The following is a 14,783-nucleotide window of genomic DNA, read 5'->3' on the forward strand; positions in this document are numbered from 1 at the left end:
ATGATGTTGTGTGTACTAGCGTAGCGATTTTATGGGCGCCATGGTGCACTCGCTTGCTGCCGGGCATGACAACATGGTCTGTTGTGAAAGACGACACCAAGGAAAAACGCCGGCCGGGCCGCTATTTCCGGTACGGCATCCTGGCGTCATTGGCGGTGCTGGTTATCAGCCTGGGGCTGGCACTGACACCGGGGCAGCCTCCGGAGCCGCCGGAGCCTTCCTTTTCCGAGCAGGCGCGGGCCGCAGCCCTTGCAGACACGATGCGCCTGCGCACGGCCGGCAGCCACCTTGCCGATTCCGTTTCCGGCGCCGAGCGCCAGGCGCTGCTGCGCACTGTGACTTTGCTGACAACCCAGGCGAGGGCACTGTCCGGTCCCGACCAGAAGCAGTCGCCCTCGGCCACAGCCGCCGCATCCGGCACAGCATCAGGTGTACCTTCCACCTCGGCAACCGTGTCCGGAGAGCCCGCTGTGGCGGACTCCCCCGCGGGGCTGGTGGCCGCGGTATCGGCCAGCGGCAGCCGGCGCCTCAAGGACGCGGTAGCGTCCGACGGCGGGATGGCGCGGCTGCTCGCCGCCGTCGGCACCGCCCAGCTTCTTCAGGCGTCCTCGCTGGCGCCGGCGGTGGGGGCAACGGCCCCGGAACTGCCCGCGCTTCCAGCGCCGCCGCCGGCACCTGCAGCGGCGCCGGCTGCGGCGCCGTCAGCCGCTTCCCTGCCTGCTGCCTCGCCGGCCGCCGGCGGAAGTTCATGCCCGCCCGCCCCGGCCGCGTCCGGCCCGGCCGCGTCCGGCCCGGCCGCAGGCTCGGCGACACCGGCCGCTGCCCTGGCGATGACGGTCAAGACCGAGGCTGAGACGGTCTACGGCTACCAGGTAGCCCTTGCCCGCCTCGAGGGCGCCGCCGCCGGCTCGGCGTCAGAGCTGCTGGCCCGGCATGAATCGGTCCTGGCTGAAGCGGAGGCCCTGAGTCGGGCACAATGCGTGGATATTCCCCCGCGGGAGGCCGGCTACACCCTCGGCCCGTTGTTCCTCGAAGCGCCGGCAGCCGGCCTGGGCAGCCTCGAAGCAGGCACCCTTCCGGTGTACGGGGACCTGGTGGCCTTGAGCGACGGCAGCACCCGGCAATGGGCCATTGCCGGTTTGCTCGCCGCCGCCAACCGCGCCGCGCAATGGGGCGCCGACTCCGGCCCCCTGCCGGGCATCGTGGTGGACACCGCACAGCTTCCCGAACTCACCCATGACAGCCCGGCCCCGGAATCCACGGCGCCGCGTGCTTCGCCGGCGCCGTCGGACGCCGGCTAATGGACCCCGGGCCAAAGCGTGCCTTACCTTCCTTAGCCCCGTATTACTGGCAAGCCACGAACACCAGTGATTTGCTATAGGCATGGACAGCGCCCGAGTAGCAACGCAGCATGAGAACGAACCGCACCACAACGACATTGCTCACCGGCTCAACTGGCTGCGCGCCGGCGTGCTCGGAGCCAACGACGGCATCGTTTCCGTCGCCGCGATCGTGGTCGGCGTTGCAGGTGTCACCACAGATTCCGGCCCCATCCTCATCGCCGGTACGGCCGGCGTGGTGGGCGGTGCCATCTCCATGGCACTGGGCGAATATGTGTCCGTCAGCAGCCAGAAGGACAGCCAGCAGGCCCTCATCGAGAAGGAAAAGCGCGAGCTGGCCGAACAGCCGGAAGAAGAGCTCGAGGAGCTCACCGCCATCTACCAGGGCAAGGGCCTCAGTCCCGCCACCGCCCGCACTGTGGCCAAGGAACTCACCGACCACGATGCCCTGGCCGCCCATCTTTCCGCCGAATTGCACATCGACGAAACCGACATCGTCAGCCCGTGGCATGCCGCCTTCGCGTCAGCGATAGCCTTCCTGGTCGGAGCCGTCCTGCCCATGCTGGCAATCCTCCTGCCCCCGGAAAACATCCGCGTCCCGCTGACCTTCGCGGCCGTGCTGGTGGCCTTGGCGGCAACCGGTGCCCTGGGGGCCTGGATCGGCGGAGGCTCAAAAATGAAGGCCGCCGTCCGGGTGGTGGTGGGCGGCGCCCTGGCGCTTATCGCGACCTTCGGCATCGGCACCCTGCTCGGCGCCAGCGGCGTGGTGGCCTGATCCCGGCGTACCGGCCCCGGTCCAGCAGTTACGCTGGATCCGATGAAACCGCCCGCAGATGTCCCGATCCCGCCTGACCTTAGCCACCGCTACAGCCGGACCAGCGGCGGACGTGCCTGGCTGGGTTCGCTCCAGGGACTGATCTGCGGACGCCTGGAGCGGTGGGACCTTGAGGTGGACCTCGAACCGGGCCAGTTGCCATGGAACGGCCACGGCGGCGTGGTTGTCCCGGTCACCCGTCAGGGCGTCCCGGCCGTCCTGAAGGTTGCCTACCCCCACGACGAAGCCCGGGTTGAGCGTTTCGCCCTCCGGCTCTGGGACGGCCACGGTGCGGTGCGGCTCCTGGAGTCCGACGCCGGCACCTGTTCCATGCTGTTGGAGAGGCTGGACGCCGGCTGCTCCCTCCGGCAGGTTCCGATGGAAACGGCCGTGGAAGTGTGGGGCGGCCTGACCCGGCAGTTGAGCCTCACGCCGGACCAGCGCCTGGAGTGGCAGGAATTCCACCATGTGGCCGCCCGCGCAGAACAGTGGAGCGATGATCTTCCAGCGGACTGGGAGCAGCTCGGCAGGCCCTTTCCCCGCTGGCTTCTGGAGGCCGCCCTCGAGGTTTGCCAGACGCGCGGAGCAGTGGGCCGCCGCGCCGGGACGGATGTGCTGGTCAACACGGACTTCCACTTCCTGAACATCCTGGCCCGGCCGCAGGGCGGTTTTGCCGCAATAGACCCGCAGCCGATGATCGGTGAAGCCGAGTTCTCCGTGGCCCCGCTCCTCTGGAACCGCATCCGCGACCTCCCCCGCAGCAACCCCGGCCAGGGATTGCTGGACAGGTGCCGTGAGTTCAGCGCCGCCGCAGGGCTTGATGCCGAGGTGGCCCGGCAATGGAGCCTGGCCCGTGAAGTGGAAAACGCGCTCGGGTATGCCTCGCGCCCCCACCACGACGGCGACCTTGCGCGTTCCCTCTGGGTGGCGAGCACGCTGGCCGGACGAACCCTTGACGGACTGCCCTCGGCCCATGACCTCCCGGCACCGGGGGAAGCAGCACCCGGGCACACGGCCGAACAGGCTTCGCCTTAGCCCCGGACTGCTGCCAGGGCCTTCCGCACCGCCTCGACCGCCGCTTCGACGTCGGCGTCGTCGGTTGTCCAGTTGCTCACCGAAATACGCAGGACATCCCGCCCCCGCCAGCGGGAACCGGACATCCATACGAGGCCGTCCGCGATGATCCGGGCCGTCACCGCCCGCGTGGTGGCGTCATCGCCAAAGGCCAGCGAGACCTGCGTGTAGGCGACGTCGTTGAGCACTTCGACACCGTCCAGCGCCGACAGCTGCTGCGCCAGCTGCGAGGCCCGGCTGACGAGGTTGCGCACCTGTCCAGCAACACCGTTCCGGCCGAGGGACTTCAGCGCCGCCCAGACAGGGACGCCGCGTGCGCGGCGGGAAAGTTCCGGGACGGTCTGGAAGGGGTCCGGCGCGGCACCGGCATCGCGAATCATGTAGCTGGGGTTGACGCTCAACGCCGCCTCCAGCGCCTCCGTGTCCCGCACGGCCACGATGCCGCAGTCATAGGGCACGTTGAGTGTCTTGTGCGCATCGGTGGCCCACGAGTCAGCCCGGTGCAGCCCGGCGGTGAGGGCGGTGAGCTCAGGCACTGCGGCCGCCCAAAGCCCGAAGGCACCATCAACATGCACCCATGCGCCGTGTGCCTTCGCCACGGTGATCGCCTCGAGAAACGGATCGAACGCACCGGAATGCACGTTTCCGGCCTGCAGGCAGACGATCGGCGGTGCAGGAGCCGCTCCCCCCGCATCCCCGGATGCTTTGCCCAGGGCACGGTCCAGGGCGCAGTCCAGCTCCGCCGGATCAATGCGGCCTTGGCGGTCCGAAGGCACCGCGACGGGGTGTCCCATGCCCAGATACCGCAGCGCGAGATCGATCGAATCATGGCGTTCCTGCCCCACCAGGCAGCTGACAGCAGGGGCACCGGCAAGCCCGGCGGCGTTGACGTCCCAGCCGGCTTTCTCCAGGACGCGCCAGCGTGCGGCAGAAAGGCCGGCGAAGTTGGCCATCGTTGCACCGGTGACGAAACCGACGTCGGCCGTTTCGGGCAAGCCCAGCAGGTCGAGGAACCAATGCCCGGCGGCCGCCTCGATGACCGCGGTGGCCGGCGTGGCAGCGCGGAGGAACGAATTCTGGTCCCAGGCACTGACCAGCCAGTCTGCCGCCATGGCGGCGGGCAGGGTGCCGCCGATAACCCAGCCGAAGAAGCGGCCCGAGGGCATGGCCATGAGGCCGGGTTCCGCCTTGGCAGCAAGATAATCGATCACGTCACCCGCCGGCAGGCCGTTCTCCGGCATCGGGCCGCCGAAGACGGCTTCCAGATCCCCCGCCGTGGCCCGCGGCCCCACATGGCGGGTGGGCTGGCTTTCCAGCCATTCACGGGCATGCCGGGCCGCGGCGTCCAAGGCGTCCCGGAAGGGTTCGTCCCCTGTTGACATAGGAGCATGGTACGCCCGCTCCCCCCGGGCCGGGAGGGGCTTTCCTCCCGGCTTCGGCTCACATGCCTAGGCGAAGTTGTCCTGCCAGATGTCGAAGCCCAGCTTGAGGATCAGGGCGCCGACGACGGCGAGGAAAACGTTGCGGATGAAGGTGCTGCCCTGCTTCACCGCGGTCCGCGCCCCGAGGTAGCCGCCTGCCATGTTGGCGAGCCCCAGCACTAGGCCCACACCCCACAACAAGGAGCCGTGCGGCAGGAAGAAAATCAGGGCGCCGGCGTTGGTGGCCATGTTCACGATTTTTGCCTTGGCGCTGGCTTCCAGAAAGGCGTAACCCATCGCGGAAACCAGGGCGATGATCAGGAAAGATCCTGTACCGGGCCCAATCAGGCCGTCGTAGAAACCGATGGCCGCCCCTATGAGGCAGGCCACCACGTAGTGAGTCCTGCCGTCGTGGCGGAGCGAGGTCAGGTCGCCGACATTGGGTTTGAACGCCGTGAACAGCGCGACGGCGACCAACGCCGCCACGATGATGGGCTTGAAAACACTCGCCGGCAGGGTGGCGGCCAGGACGGCACCGCCGAAGCTACCGGCCAGCGCGATGACGGCCATGGGGATGGCCGTACGCAGGTCGGGCCGGACGCGGCGGTAGTACGTCACCGCGCTGGTGGTGGTCCCGAAGATCGAGCCCATCTTGTTAGTGGCAAGGGCCTGGACCGGGCTGATCCCCGGCACCAGCAGCAACGCCGGGAGCTGGATGAGCCCGCCGCCGCCCACCACGGCATCAATCCATCCTGCAGCGAAGCCCGCCACGATGATCAGGATCAGCGTGGCGGGCTCCAGAGATTCGAATCCCGAGATCACTCCGTCAGCCGTGAAGGTTACTTGCTGCGGACGGCGTTGATCACGTAGTCAACAGCCTTCTCAACGGCCACGTTCTCTGCTTCACCGCTGCGGCGGTCCTTGATCTCCACGACGCCGTCCACCAGCCCGCGGCCAACGGCCAGGATGGTGGGCACGCCAATGAGTTCCGCGTCGCCGAACTTGACGCCCGGGGACACCTTGGGACGGTCGTCGTAGATGACCTCGAGGCCGGCGGCCTCGAGGTCCAGTGACAACTGTTCGGCGGCGGCGAAGATTTCCTCGCCCCGGCCCACAGCCACAACGTGGACATCGGCAGGAGCCACTGCACGGGGCCAGACCAGGCCCTTGGCGTCGTGGTTGGACTCGGCCAGGGCGGCGACGGCACGGGTGACGCCGACACCGTAGGAACCCATGGTGACCACCACCTGCTTGCCGTTCTGGTCCAGGACCTTCAGTTCAAGGGCTTCGGCGTACTTGCGGCCGAGCTGGAAGATGTGGCCCATCTCAATGCCGCGTGCCGTTTCCAGCGGTCCGGAACCGTCCGGGGCTTCATCACCGGCGCGGACTTCCGTGCACTCGATCACGCCGTCCCAGCCGAAGTCGCGGCCGGCCACGAGGCCGAAGACGTGCTTGCCGGCCATGTTGGCTCCGGTCACCCAGGCGGTGCCGTTGACGACGCGGGGATCCACCAGGTACAGCAGCTTGGCGGCACCCTCCAGGCCGAGGAGGGGCGTGCCGAGGGACATGCCCGGGCCGAGGTATCCACGGACGATCAGGGGGTTGCGGGCGAGGTCTTCCTCGCCGGCTGCTTCCACGGTGATCTCGCCGGCGACCGGCAGGTAAGCGCCGATGTTGGCCTCCACCCGCTTCAGGTCGACACCGCGGTCACCGGGGACGCCGATGACAACGATCTGGCGCTCGCCAGTGGGCAGGGTGACGGCGAGGACGACGTTCTTGAGCGTGTCAGCGGCCGTCCATGCGCCGCCGTCGTGCTCGTCGCGAGGAACCAGCTGGTTTGCCGCGTCCACGAGCGTGTCAATGGTGGGAGTGTTCGGGGTGTCCCGGATCTCGGCTGCCGGCGCATTGCTGAAGTCGATCTCAGCCGGGACCACAGTGGTGACGGCTTCAACGTTGGCCGCGTAGCCGCCGGCGGACCGCACGAAGGTGTCTTCGCCGATCTCGGTGGGGTGCAGGAACTCCTCGCTCCGGGAGCCGCCCATGGCTCCCGCCGTGGCAGCCACCGGAATAACCTCAAGGCCGAGGCGCTCGAAGATCTTCAGGTAGGCGGCGCGGTGCGCGTTGTAGCTCGCGTCCAGGCCGGCGTCGTCGACGTCGAACGAGTAGGAGTCCTTCATGATGAACTCGCGGCCGCGCAGCAGGCCCGCGCGGGGCCGGGCTTCGTCGCGGTACTTGTTCTGGATCTGGTAGATGCTCAGCGGAAGGTCCTTGTACGAGGAGTACAGGTCCTTGACCAGCAGGGTGAACATTTCCTCGTGCGTGGGAGCCAGGAGGTAGTCCCCGCCCTTGCGGTCCTTGAGCCGGAAAATGCCCTCGCCGTACTCGGTCCAGCGGTTCGTGGCCTCGTAGGGCTCCTTGGGCAGGAGCGCCGGAAAGTGCACTTCCTGTGCGCCGATGGCGGCCATTTCCTCGCGAATGACCTTTTCCACCTTGCGCAGCACGCTCAGGCCCAGCGGCAACCAGGTGTAGATGCCCGGCGCTGCCCTGCGGATATACCCGGCACGGACCAGGAGCCGGTGGCTCGCCACTTCGGCGTCGGCGGGATCTTCGCGCAGGGTGCGCAGGAACAGCTTGGAAAGTCGAAGGACCACGGGTAGGAATCCGTTTCTTGGGAGGTGCCTGTTCTGATGACGGGCTTGGCAAATTCGTCTGGGTACTAATCTACCGTGGCGCGGCGGGTGCCGGGTTCCCGGCGGCGGGCCTCCGGCGGCGGAGGCTGAAATCCGCGCCGGACGGAGAAGAGCCACGCCAGAACTAAAGGAAGCCCCTGGCCGTCACCGGCTGGTCATCCTGTTTTGGCGTGGCTCTTACGGCCCGTCGGACCGATAAGTCCGGAGGAAGCGCTAGGCGTGCCTGCTGGGAAGGTCAACGTCCAGTGCCATCTGCTGATTTCCCCTCTGAGACCGCACGCACCCCATCGGCGCGGCTAGGAAGAACCTATGTGATCCACGGCACCATTACAAGAGTCGTCACGCAGTTTTCTGCAGTTGACTCCGCGTTACCGCGTGCGTCCCGGAGGGCGGCCGGTTAGTCAATGAGGGCCGCCGCCTGGTCCAGCAGGGCTTCAGCTGACGTAAGGTCGGAAGAGGTAACACCCGACCCTGAAGCCTGCGCGGAGATCAGGACTCCACCTTTGACGGCAAAGGTCATCACAGTGCTCTGGGTGGCGCCCGTGGGCAGCGTGACGTCCGTCTGCATGGCGATGGCGCCCGGAGTGGCGGCGCCGCTGTCAAGCCTGGTGGTGGCTGCTGTCATGGACATTCCGCCGATGTCCATGCTGATGTTGCGGCAGGCGTCTATTTCGCTGCCGCGCTGCGCAAGCGTCTGGTCCAGCTTTTCCTTTTCAACGCCGGAGAGGAGGGAAAGCGTCTGGGTCCGCTCTGCGGTTGAGGATGTGGATGCGCCAACCGCCAAGGTGGTGTTGCTGTCCGGCTTGAGTGCCGTGCCCGTTGCGATGGAGTTGCATTCGGCGGGCTCCACCTGGACTTCGGTCATCAGGGACATCATCTGATCGAGCGCCTGCGAGACTTTCTCCGCGGGCATCACGGACAGGGCTACGCTCTCCGAGTCCTTCACCGCTCCGGTGATCGCCGCGAGCTCATCGGCCGTCAGCATTTTGAACTCGTCTTCCGTGGGAGTCGGGCTGGGCGTAGCCGTCGCGGCGGAAGTTTCCGAGGCCGCCCCGGCTTCCGCGGTATTAGCGGGTCCGCTGCAAGCGGACAGCCCCAGCACCAGCAAGGCGGATGCTCCTAAAAGGCGCACAACGGACGTATTCATTTATCCCCCAATAAGTTCGAATGCCGGCCGGTTGCGGCCAGCTAGAACAGAACTGTAGCGAACGTGCCCACCTGGTGGAAGCCCACACGTTCGTATGTTGCCCTCGCCCGGGCGTTGTAGTCATTGACGTACAGGCTGGTGACCGGCGCCAATTTCTGCGCCAGCACGACGACGGCGGCCATGTAGCCGGCGCTAAGTCCCAGTCCGCGGGAGGAAGGGTTCATCCAGACGCCCTGGACCTGGGTCACGTCGGGAGTGACGGCGCCCAGTTCGGCCTTGAACATGACCTGGCCGCCCTCGTCGAGGTGGACGAGGGAATGACCCTGCCGGATGAGGCCTTCCACGCGCCTGCTGTAGAACTCGCGGCCGCCCAGGAACGGCGAATAGCCGACTTCTTCTTCGAACATGGCGGCGCAGGCGGGAAGGATCCTGTCGAAGTCGGCGAGCTGGCCGATGCCCAGGCCCGTGTTGGCCTGTACCGCCGGCGGCCCGGAGATGGTCATCAGGGGCTGGTCCGCCCGGACCTCATGCGCCTGCTGCCCGAGTTGCTCCAGCTGCTCGTACATGGCCAGGACGGTGTCCGCGGGGCCGAAGATGGAGGCGAAGCGGCGGCCGGAGCGTTGCGCCTGCTCGGCGACAAGCCCGGCGAGTTCCGGGTCCAGTTGGACGGGAACAAGGTTTGCCCCGGCCCAGCACGCTCCCACCAGGGCGTCGCCGTCGAACACGCCAAAAATGCTGGCCCCGCCCACGGTGGGCGCGGCCGTCCCTGTCGCGGCCAGGTGCGACAGGATGAACACATTGGCCACAACGTCTGCCCGGGCCAGTTCCCGCAGTTCGGCGGTGTCCGGCCCGGACAGGACCCGGATTGATATGCCGGGCCCGGCAGTCTCCTTACGAGACGCTAACCACGGGGCTACCCTTGACAGCATCTTCGCCATCGGCCTCCCCCATCTCTTCAGCGATTCGCATGGCCTCTTCGATCAGTGTCTCAACAATTTCGCTCTCGGGGACAGTCTTGATGACCTCTCCCTTCACAAAGATTTGTCCCTTGCCGTTGCCGGAGGCCACGCCCAGGTCGGCTTCGCGCGCCTCGCCGGGTCCGTTAACGACGCAGCCCATGACGGCCACGCGCAACGGGATCTCCATGCCTTCCAGGCCGGCCGTGACCTGTTCGGCCAGCGTGTAGACGTCCACCTGTGCCCGGCCGCAGGACGGGCAGGAGACGATTTCGAGCTTACGGGGACGCAGGTTGAGGGACTGCAGGATCTGGTTGCCGACCTTGATTTCCTCGACGGGCGGGGCCGAGAGGGAAACGCGGATGGTGTCGCCGATGCCCCTGGACAGGAGCGCGCCGAAGGCAGTGGCGGATTTGATGGTGCCCTGGAAGGCCGGTCCGGCCTCGGTAACGCCGAGGTGGAGGGGCCAGTCGCCCTTTTCAGCCAGCATCTCATACGCGGCGACCATGATCACGGGGTCGTTGTGCTTGACGGAGATCTTGAAGTCGTGGAAGCCGTGCTCCTCGAACAGCGATGCTTCCCAGACAGCTGACTCCACCAGGGCCTCCGGAGTTGCCTTGCCGTACTTCTTCAGGATGCCTGGCTCCAGGGATCCCGCATTGACGCCGATCCGGATGGAGGTGCCGTGGTCCTTGGCGGCGCGGGCGATCTCCTTGACCTGGTCATCGAACTTACGGATGTTGCCGGGGTTGACGCGCACCGCAGCACAGCCCGCCTCGATGGCGGCGAAAACGTACTTGGGCTGGAAATGTATGTCCGCGATGACGGGGATCTGGGACTTCCGCGCGATGATCGGCAGGGCCTCAGCATCATCCGCGGACGGGCAGGCCACGCGCACGATGTCGCAGCCTGAGGCCGTCAGCTCAGCTATCTGCTGCAGCGTGGCGTTGATGTCCGTGGTGGGCGTGGTGGTCATCGACTGCACGCTGATGGGCGAATCCGAGCCCACCCCAACCGAGCCCACCTTGATCTGGCGGGTCTTCCTGCGCGGGGCAAGGACGGGGGGCGGTGCTGACGGCATTCCCAGGCTGACCGAGGTCACGTGGACTCCTCTTTAGATCGAAATTCGATGGTGTGTGGTGCCGGCGGCTAGGCGGCGTGCTCGGCCAGGAGGCCGGTCACCGGGTTCCATTCGGTGGTGCGAGTGCCCGCGATGACCTGGGCCGCAGCGAAAGGATCCTGCTTGAGGATCCCGTTCAGCGCGTTTTCGTCGGCGGCCTTGAAGATCAGCAGGGCACCGGCTCCATCGCCGTAAGGCCCGCTGGCCAGGAGTGCGCCTTCACCGGCAAGGGCGGCGGTCCATTCCCGGTGTGCCGGACGGGCGGCGTTCCGTGCTTCGGTGGACTCGGCGGCGTATACGTACTCAACAGCAAAAACAGTCATACGGATACCCTATCGCCCTGCCCGCCGGAGTATGTATCCGGTTCAGCCGAGGAAGAGGATCCTGGCGAGGGCGGCGACCCCGGCGGCCCACAGCATGGAGGCCAGCGTGCCGATGATGAACCTCTCTGCGGCGACGGGAGTCTCTTTCAGCTCGGCGAAGCGTCCCAGGCCCTTGATGGCCACCACATAGGCGATGGCCACGGGCTGCCCCGTCAGGATGGCCAGGCAAACCGCCAGCCTTTCCAGGACGCCGATAATGGCGCCGCCGCGGAGTATCCGCGTGGTGGGTGCCGGCTGGGCGGAAGCCTTGTCTGCCGTGACATTGTCCACCGTGACATCAGCGGCGGGGTCGTCAGCGGATTCGCTGGCGGCCCGGTCTACGGCGGCCCTGGCCGCGTCCGCTTTGTCGTCGATGGTCCGTGCCAGCCGGAACACCAGTGCCGTGACGGGCCAGCCGGCGAAACCTGCGGTGAGCAGGGCGAGCGTAATCCAGAGAGCGTTCACCTGTGTCCTTCCAGCACTGCGTCATGGGCCAGAGCCAGGAGCATTTCAGCGGCAGGCCTCGCCGCCCATTCTTCCTGCCAGCCGGACCTCAGGACGGCACGGCTCACCGATTGCTCGGTGATTCCGAGTTGTGCGGCAGCGAGCTTCTGGCTGCCGTGCCTGGTTGACCCGTCCTGCTGCAGCCCGCGGAGGGCGTCAACCACTTTCCATTGGGCCTCAGTGCGGTCCTGCACCAGCCGGCCAATGAGACGCAGGACAGCCTCGGCGTTCGCGCAGGCCCTGATGCCGGGCCCGCTCTCCGGCGTGGCCGCTCCGCCGCGGCGGAGTCCGCCGGAAACCACGGACAACGGGACATGGGCGGCAGCGGACTTGGCTTTCTCAACCGCCAGCCGGGCGGCGACGAATGCCGCCCCGGATCCTTCCCGCGGGCTGGCCGGCAACGGAAGATCGACGGCGCCCACTCCGATTCCGACGTACCACTGGCCGCTGCGCAGGCAGTGAAGGGCGATGTCCACGACTTCCGCCGTTTTTTCCACAACGCCCTGGACTTCGTCCCCGACGGAGCGTTCGAACCTGCCTGCGGTGGTTATCGCCTGCAGCTCGGCAAGAAGGCCGGGCACTCGGTCCCGGTCCCCCGTGCTGCCCCGCTGGTCGATCGTGAGCACGTACATACGGCAACCATAACCGACTGATTACTCAATATCAATCACTTTCGGCTGATTTATGAAACTTAGCTAAAAAGAGGTTATTTTAGGATAAAAGCCGCCATGAGTTGATTACCCGAAAAGATTAACGGGCTTGACGATATCCGCGTAGATCAGCAGCGCACTCATGCCCATAAGCAGCGCGGCGACCACGTACGTCACGGGCAGGAGCTTGGCGATGTCGAACGCACCTGGGTCAGGCCGGCCGAACAGCTTCGCCACCCGCCGTCGGGCTCCCTCATACAGCGCCCCGGCCACGTGGCCGCCGTCCAGCGGCAGCAGCGGGACCAGGTTGAACACCGCGAGCGCGAAGTTCAGTCCGGCCAGCAGTCCCACCAGCGCGGCGAGCCTGGACTGCAAGGGAACCTCCTCCATGGCGGCGACTTCACCCGCGACCCGGCCCACGCCCACGACGCTGATGGGCCCGTTAGGATCGCGCGGCTCTTCGCTGAAGGCCGCCTTCGCAACGCCCACCACGCGTGCCGGGAGATTCAGGACGACGCCGGCAACCTGCCGGATGTTTTCCCCCGCCATGGGCAGGACGGACGACGCCGGCTGGGCAACCAGCGCTGTTTGGGCACCGATCCCCAGGAACCCGACTTCCTGGTACTGGAGGGTTCCGTTCGAATCAGTAGCCTGCCGGCCGTCGGCGCCGACGACCGGCCGGGCCGACAGCACCGGAGTCACCGTGGTGGTGACAGGCGAGCCGTCACGTTCCACGGTGATGCTGACTTCCCGGCCTGCGGACGCACGGATCCAGCCGGTGAGTTCATCCCAGCTGGTTACGGCCTTGCCGTCGAAGGAGGTAATGGTGTCGTTCGGTTTGAGTTGCGCCTCAGCTGCGGGCGTGAGCTTGCAGTCGGCGGAGTCCGGATCCACGGTCTCCCCGGCCTTGACCTGGCACTTGGACACGTCCGCGATGGTGGTGGTCGGGGTGCTGATCCCGAAGCCCATCAGCAGCACGGCCGTCAGCGCCACGCCGATCAGCAGGTTCATGGCGGGGCCGCCAAGCATCACGATGACTTTCTTCCACACCGGAAGCCGGTAGAAGACCCGCTTCTCGTCGCCGGGGCCAACTTCCTCGTGGGCCATGGAACGCGCCTCGGTGGCGAGGGTCTGGAACATGCCGGTGCTGGAGGGACGCACCGTGCCGTCACCCTTGTTCGGCGGGTACATCCCGATCATGGACACGTAGCCGCCCAGCGGGATGGCCTTGACGCCGTACTCGGTCTCCCCCCTGCGTTTTGACCACAGGGTGGGGCCGAAGCCGATCATGTACTTGGTGACCCGCACTTTGAACAGCTTGGCGGGAACGAGGTGGCCCACCTCGTGCAGCGCGATGGAGACTGCGATGCCGATCGCCACAAAGACGACACCGAGAATGAAGAGAATGACGGGACTCATGCGTAGATCTGCTGCTTCCTAGAGACTGCTCACTGCTAAACGTTCGTGGGTGCGCGCTCGTGCCCACGTTTCAGCATCCAGCACGGACTCAACTGTCAGCCCGGAAGATCCTGGGTGTTCGCTGAGTACCGCTTCGATGGTATCCACAATGTCCGTAAACCGGATCCGGCCGGAGTGGAAGGCCATCACGGCCTCTTCATTGGCCGCGTTGAAAACGGCAGGGTACGTGCTCCCCTGCTTGGCAGCATCCTTGGCAAGGCCCACGGCCGGGAATGCCTCGGCGTCCAGCGGTTCGAAGGTCCAGGTGGCGGCCTGGGTCCAGTCGCACGGTGTGGCAGCTTTCGGAACGCGGTGCGGCCAGCCGAGGCCGAGGGCAATGGGAAGGCGCATGTCCGGCGGCGAAGCCTGGGCGATGATGGAACCGTCCACAAACTGCACCATGGAATGGACCACGGACTGCGGGTGGACCACCACGTCGATCCGGTCCAGCGGGATATCGAACAGCAGGTGCGCCTCGATCACCTCAAGGCCTTTGTTCACCAGGCTGGCGGAGTTGGTGGTGACCATCAGGCCCATGTCCCAGGTGGGGTGCGCAAGGGCATCCTGCGGCGAGACGTTGTGGAGTTCCTCGCGGCTCCTGCCGCGGAACGGGCCGCCGGAGGCCGTCAGGATGAGCCGGTCCACTTCGGCAGCGGTCCCGGAGCGCAGGCATTGCGCGATCGCCGAATGCTCGGAGTCCACCGGGACAATCTGGCCTTCCCGGGCGGCGGCCTTCACGAGGGCGCCGCCGACGATCAGCGACTCCTTGTTGGCCAGCGCCAGGGTGGCACCGGATTTCAGGGCAGCGAGCGTTGGTGCCAGGCCGATGGAGCCGGTGATGCCGTTGAGAACCACGTCGGCTTCGATTTCCGCAATCCGGGTGGACGCGTCCGGTCCGGTGATGATCTCCGGCCGGTAGCCTGCCAGACCGGCGGCGCGGGCGGCGTCGTCGATCAGGCCCTGCAGGGCGGCCGCGTCGCCACTGGCCGTACCGACTGCCTTGGCCTTCGTATGGACGGCCTGGCGGGCAAGGAGTTCCAGGTTGCCGCCGCCTGCGCTCAGTGCCACAACCTCGAATAGGTGCGGGGCGCCGTCGACGACGTCAATCGCCTGGGTGCCGATGGAACCGGTGGATCCGAGGAGAACGATTCTGCGTGGCTGCATCCGTTAAGTATCCCGCACGCCGGCATCCCCCCACGTCAGCCCGCCCGCCGACGGCATGTGCCGCGGGACATTGACGCGGTGCG

The 14,783-nt window shown here is 66.8% G+C and carries 14 protein-coding genes; 3 read left to right on the forward strand and 11 right to left on the reverse strand.

All coding sequences use genetic code 11. The features are described 5' to 3' along the window. Positions 1 to 83: 83 nt before the first annotated feature. The 3 genes from JOE31_RS15805 to JOE31_RS15815 all read left to right on the forward strand — a co-directional run bounded on the left by JOE31_RS15805 (position 84) and on the right by JOE31_RS15815 (position 3,189). Complete coding sequence (locus tag JOE31_RS15805) at positions 84 to 1,301, forward strand: ferritin-like domain-containing protein (RefSeq protein ID WP_307864433.1); 1,218 nt, start codon at positions 84 to 86, stop codon at positions 1,299 to 1,301. A gap of 82 nt (positions 1,302 to 1,383) precedes the next feature. Further along, a complete protein-coding gene (locus tag JOE31_RS15810) occupies positions 1,384 to 2,115 on the forward strand; it encodes a VIT family protein (protein WP_209746234.1) in 732 nt (243 codons plus the stop codon). 42 nt (positions 2,116 to 2,157) lie between these two features. Then, positions 2,158 to 3,189: an aminoglycoside phosphotransferase family protein gene (locus tag JOE31_RS15815; protein ID WP_209746236.1), complete on the forward strand. Its 1,032-nt coding sequence runs from the start codon at positions 2,158 to 2,160 to the stop codon at positions 3,187 to 3,189. Here the strand turns inward: JOE31_RS15815 and JOE31_RS15820 are convergent. The 11 genes from JOE31_RS15820 to dxr form a co-directional block, all read right to left on the reverse strand. Then, a complete protein-coding gene (locus JOE31_RS15820) occupies positions 3,186 to 4,610 on the reverse strand; it encodes a pyridoxal-dependent decarboxylase (protein WP_209746238.1) in 1,425 nt (474 codons plus the stop codon). The two genes, JOE31_RS15815 and JOE31_RS15820, sit on opposite strands and share 4 nt — an antisense overlap. Before the next feature lie 66 nt (positions 4,611 to 4,676). After that, a complete protein-coding gene (locus tag JOE31_RS15825) occupies positions 4,677 to 5,471 on the reverse strand; it encodes a TSUP family transporter (protein ID WP_209746240.1) in 795 nt (264 codons plus the stop codon). 17 nt (positions 5,472 to 5,488) lie between these two features. After that, positions 5,489 to 7,300 carry a proline--tRNA ligase gene (locus JOE31_RS15830; RefSeq protein ID WP_209746242.1) on the reverse strand — a complete coding sequence of 604 codons (1,812 nt, stop codon included), beginning with the start codon at positions 7,298 to 7,300 and terminating at the stop codon, positions 5,489 to 5,491. Between the two features lie 436 nt (positions 7,301 to 7,736). Then, positions 7,737 to 8,486, reverse strand: a complete 750-nt coding sequence (locus tag JOE31_RS15835) for a hypothetical protein (RefSeq protein WP_209746244.1) — start codon at positions 8,484 to 8,486, stop codon at positions 7,737 to 7,739. A 41-nt stretch (positions 8,487 to 8,527) separates the two neighbouring features. Further along, positions 8,528 to 9,415 (reverse strand): GNAT family N-acetyltransferase, encoded by an 888-nt coding sequence (locus tag JOE31_RS15840; RefSeq protein ID WP_209748502.1) that lies wholly within the window; start codon positions 9,413 to 9,415, stop codon positions 8,528 to 8,530. Beyond that, the gene (gene ispG / locus JOE31_RS15845; protein WP_011691265.1) at positions 9,378 to 10,544 is read right to left on the reverse strand and encodes a flavodoxin-dependent (E)-4-hydroxy-3-methylbut-2-enyl-diphosphate synthase; all 1,167 of its coding nucleotides are present in this window, start codon (positions 10,542 to 10,544) and stop codon (positions 9,378 to 9,380) included. Before ispG ends, JOE31_RS15840 begins: the two co-directional genes overlap by 38 nt. A gap of 47 nt (positions 10,545 to 10,591) precedes the next feature. Further along, positions 10,592 to 10,885: a YciI family protein gene (locus tag JOE31_RS15850; RefSeq protein ID WP_028272163.1), complete on the reverse strand. Its 294-nt coding sequence runs from the start codon at positions 10,883 to 10,885 to the stop codon at positions 10,592 to 10,594. Between the two features lie 42 nt (positions 10,886 to 10,927). Then, the gene (locus JOE31_RS15855) at positions 10,928 to 11,389 is read right to left on the reverse strand and encodes a hypothetical protein (protein WP_209746246.1); all 462 of its coding nucleotides are present in this window, start codon (positions 11,387 to 11,389) and stop codon (positions 10,928 to 10,930) included. Continuing rightward, positions 11,386 to 12,060, reverse strand: coding sequence for a MarR family transcriptional regulator (locus JOE31_RS15860; protein WP_209746248.1), 675 nt, complete (start codon positions 12,058 to 12,060; stop codon positions 11,386 to 11,388). Before JOE31_RS15860 ends, JOE31_RS15855 begins: the two co-directional genes overlap by 4 nt. 105 nt (positions 12,061 to 12,165) lie before the next feature. Beyond that, entirely contained in the window at positions 12,166 to 13,497 is a 1,332-nt protein-coding gene (locus JOE31_RS15865) for an RIP metalloprotease (protein ID WP_209746250.1), read from the reverse strand. An 18-nt stretch (positions 13,498 to 13,515) separates the two neighbouring features. Further along, positions 13,516 to 14,700, reverse strand: a complete 1,185-nt coding sequence (gene dxr, locus JOE31_RS15870; protein WP_209746252.1) for a 1-deoxy-D-xylulose-5-phosphate reductoisomerase — start codon at positions 14,698 to 14,700, stop codon at positions 13,516 to 13,518. Positions 14,701 to 14,783 lie beyond the last annotated feature (83 nt).

The organism is Arthrobacter sp. PvP023 (assembly GCF_017832975.1).
Taxonomy (GTDB): domain Bacteria; phylum Actinomycetota; class Actinomycetes; order Actinomycetales; family Micrococcaceae; genus Arthrobacter.

Bases quoted from the DNA above. Each gene is read 5' to 3' on its own strand.
- JOE31_RS15865 (WP_209746250.1), bottom strand. From the start codon at position 13,497: ATGAGTCCCGTCATTCTCTTCATTCTCGGTGTCGTCTTTGTGGCGATC.
- JOE31_RS15835 (WP_209746244.1), bottom strand. From the start codon at position 8,486: ATGAATACGTCCGTTGTGCGCCTTTTAGGAGCATCCGCCTTGCTGGTG.
- JOE31_RS15860 (WP_209746248.1), bottom strand. From the start codon at position 12,060: ATGTACGTGCTCACGATCGACCAGCGGGGCAGCACGGGGGACCGGGAC.
- JOE31_RS15820 (WP_209746238.1), bottom strand. From the start codon at position 4,610: ATGTCAACAGGGGACGAACCCTTCCGGGACGCCTTGGACGCCGCGGCC.
- dxr (WP_209746252.1), bottom strand. From the start codon at position 14,700: ATGCAGCCACGCAGAATCGTTCTCCTCGGATCCACCGGTTCCATCGGC.
- JOE31_RS15815 (WP_209746236.1), top strand. From the start codon at position 2,158: ATGAAACCGCCCGCAGATGTCCCGATCCCGCCTGACCTTAGCCACCGC.
- JOE31_RS15840 (WP_209748502.1), bottom strand. From the start codon at position 9,415: ATGCTGTCAAGGGTAGCCCCGTGGTTAGCGTCTCGTAAGGAGACTGCC.
- JOE31_RS15850 (WP_028272163.1), bottom strand. From the start codon at position 10,885: ATGACTGTTTTTGCTGTTGAGTACGTATACGCCGCCGAGTCCACCGAA.
- JOE31_RS15810 (WP_209746234.1), top strand. From the start codon at position 1,384: ATGGACAGCGCCCGAGTAGCAACGCAGCATGAGAACGAACCGCACCAC.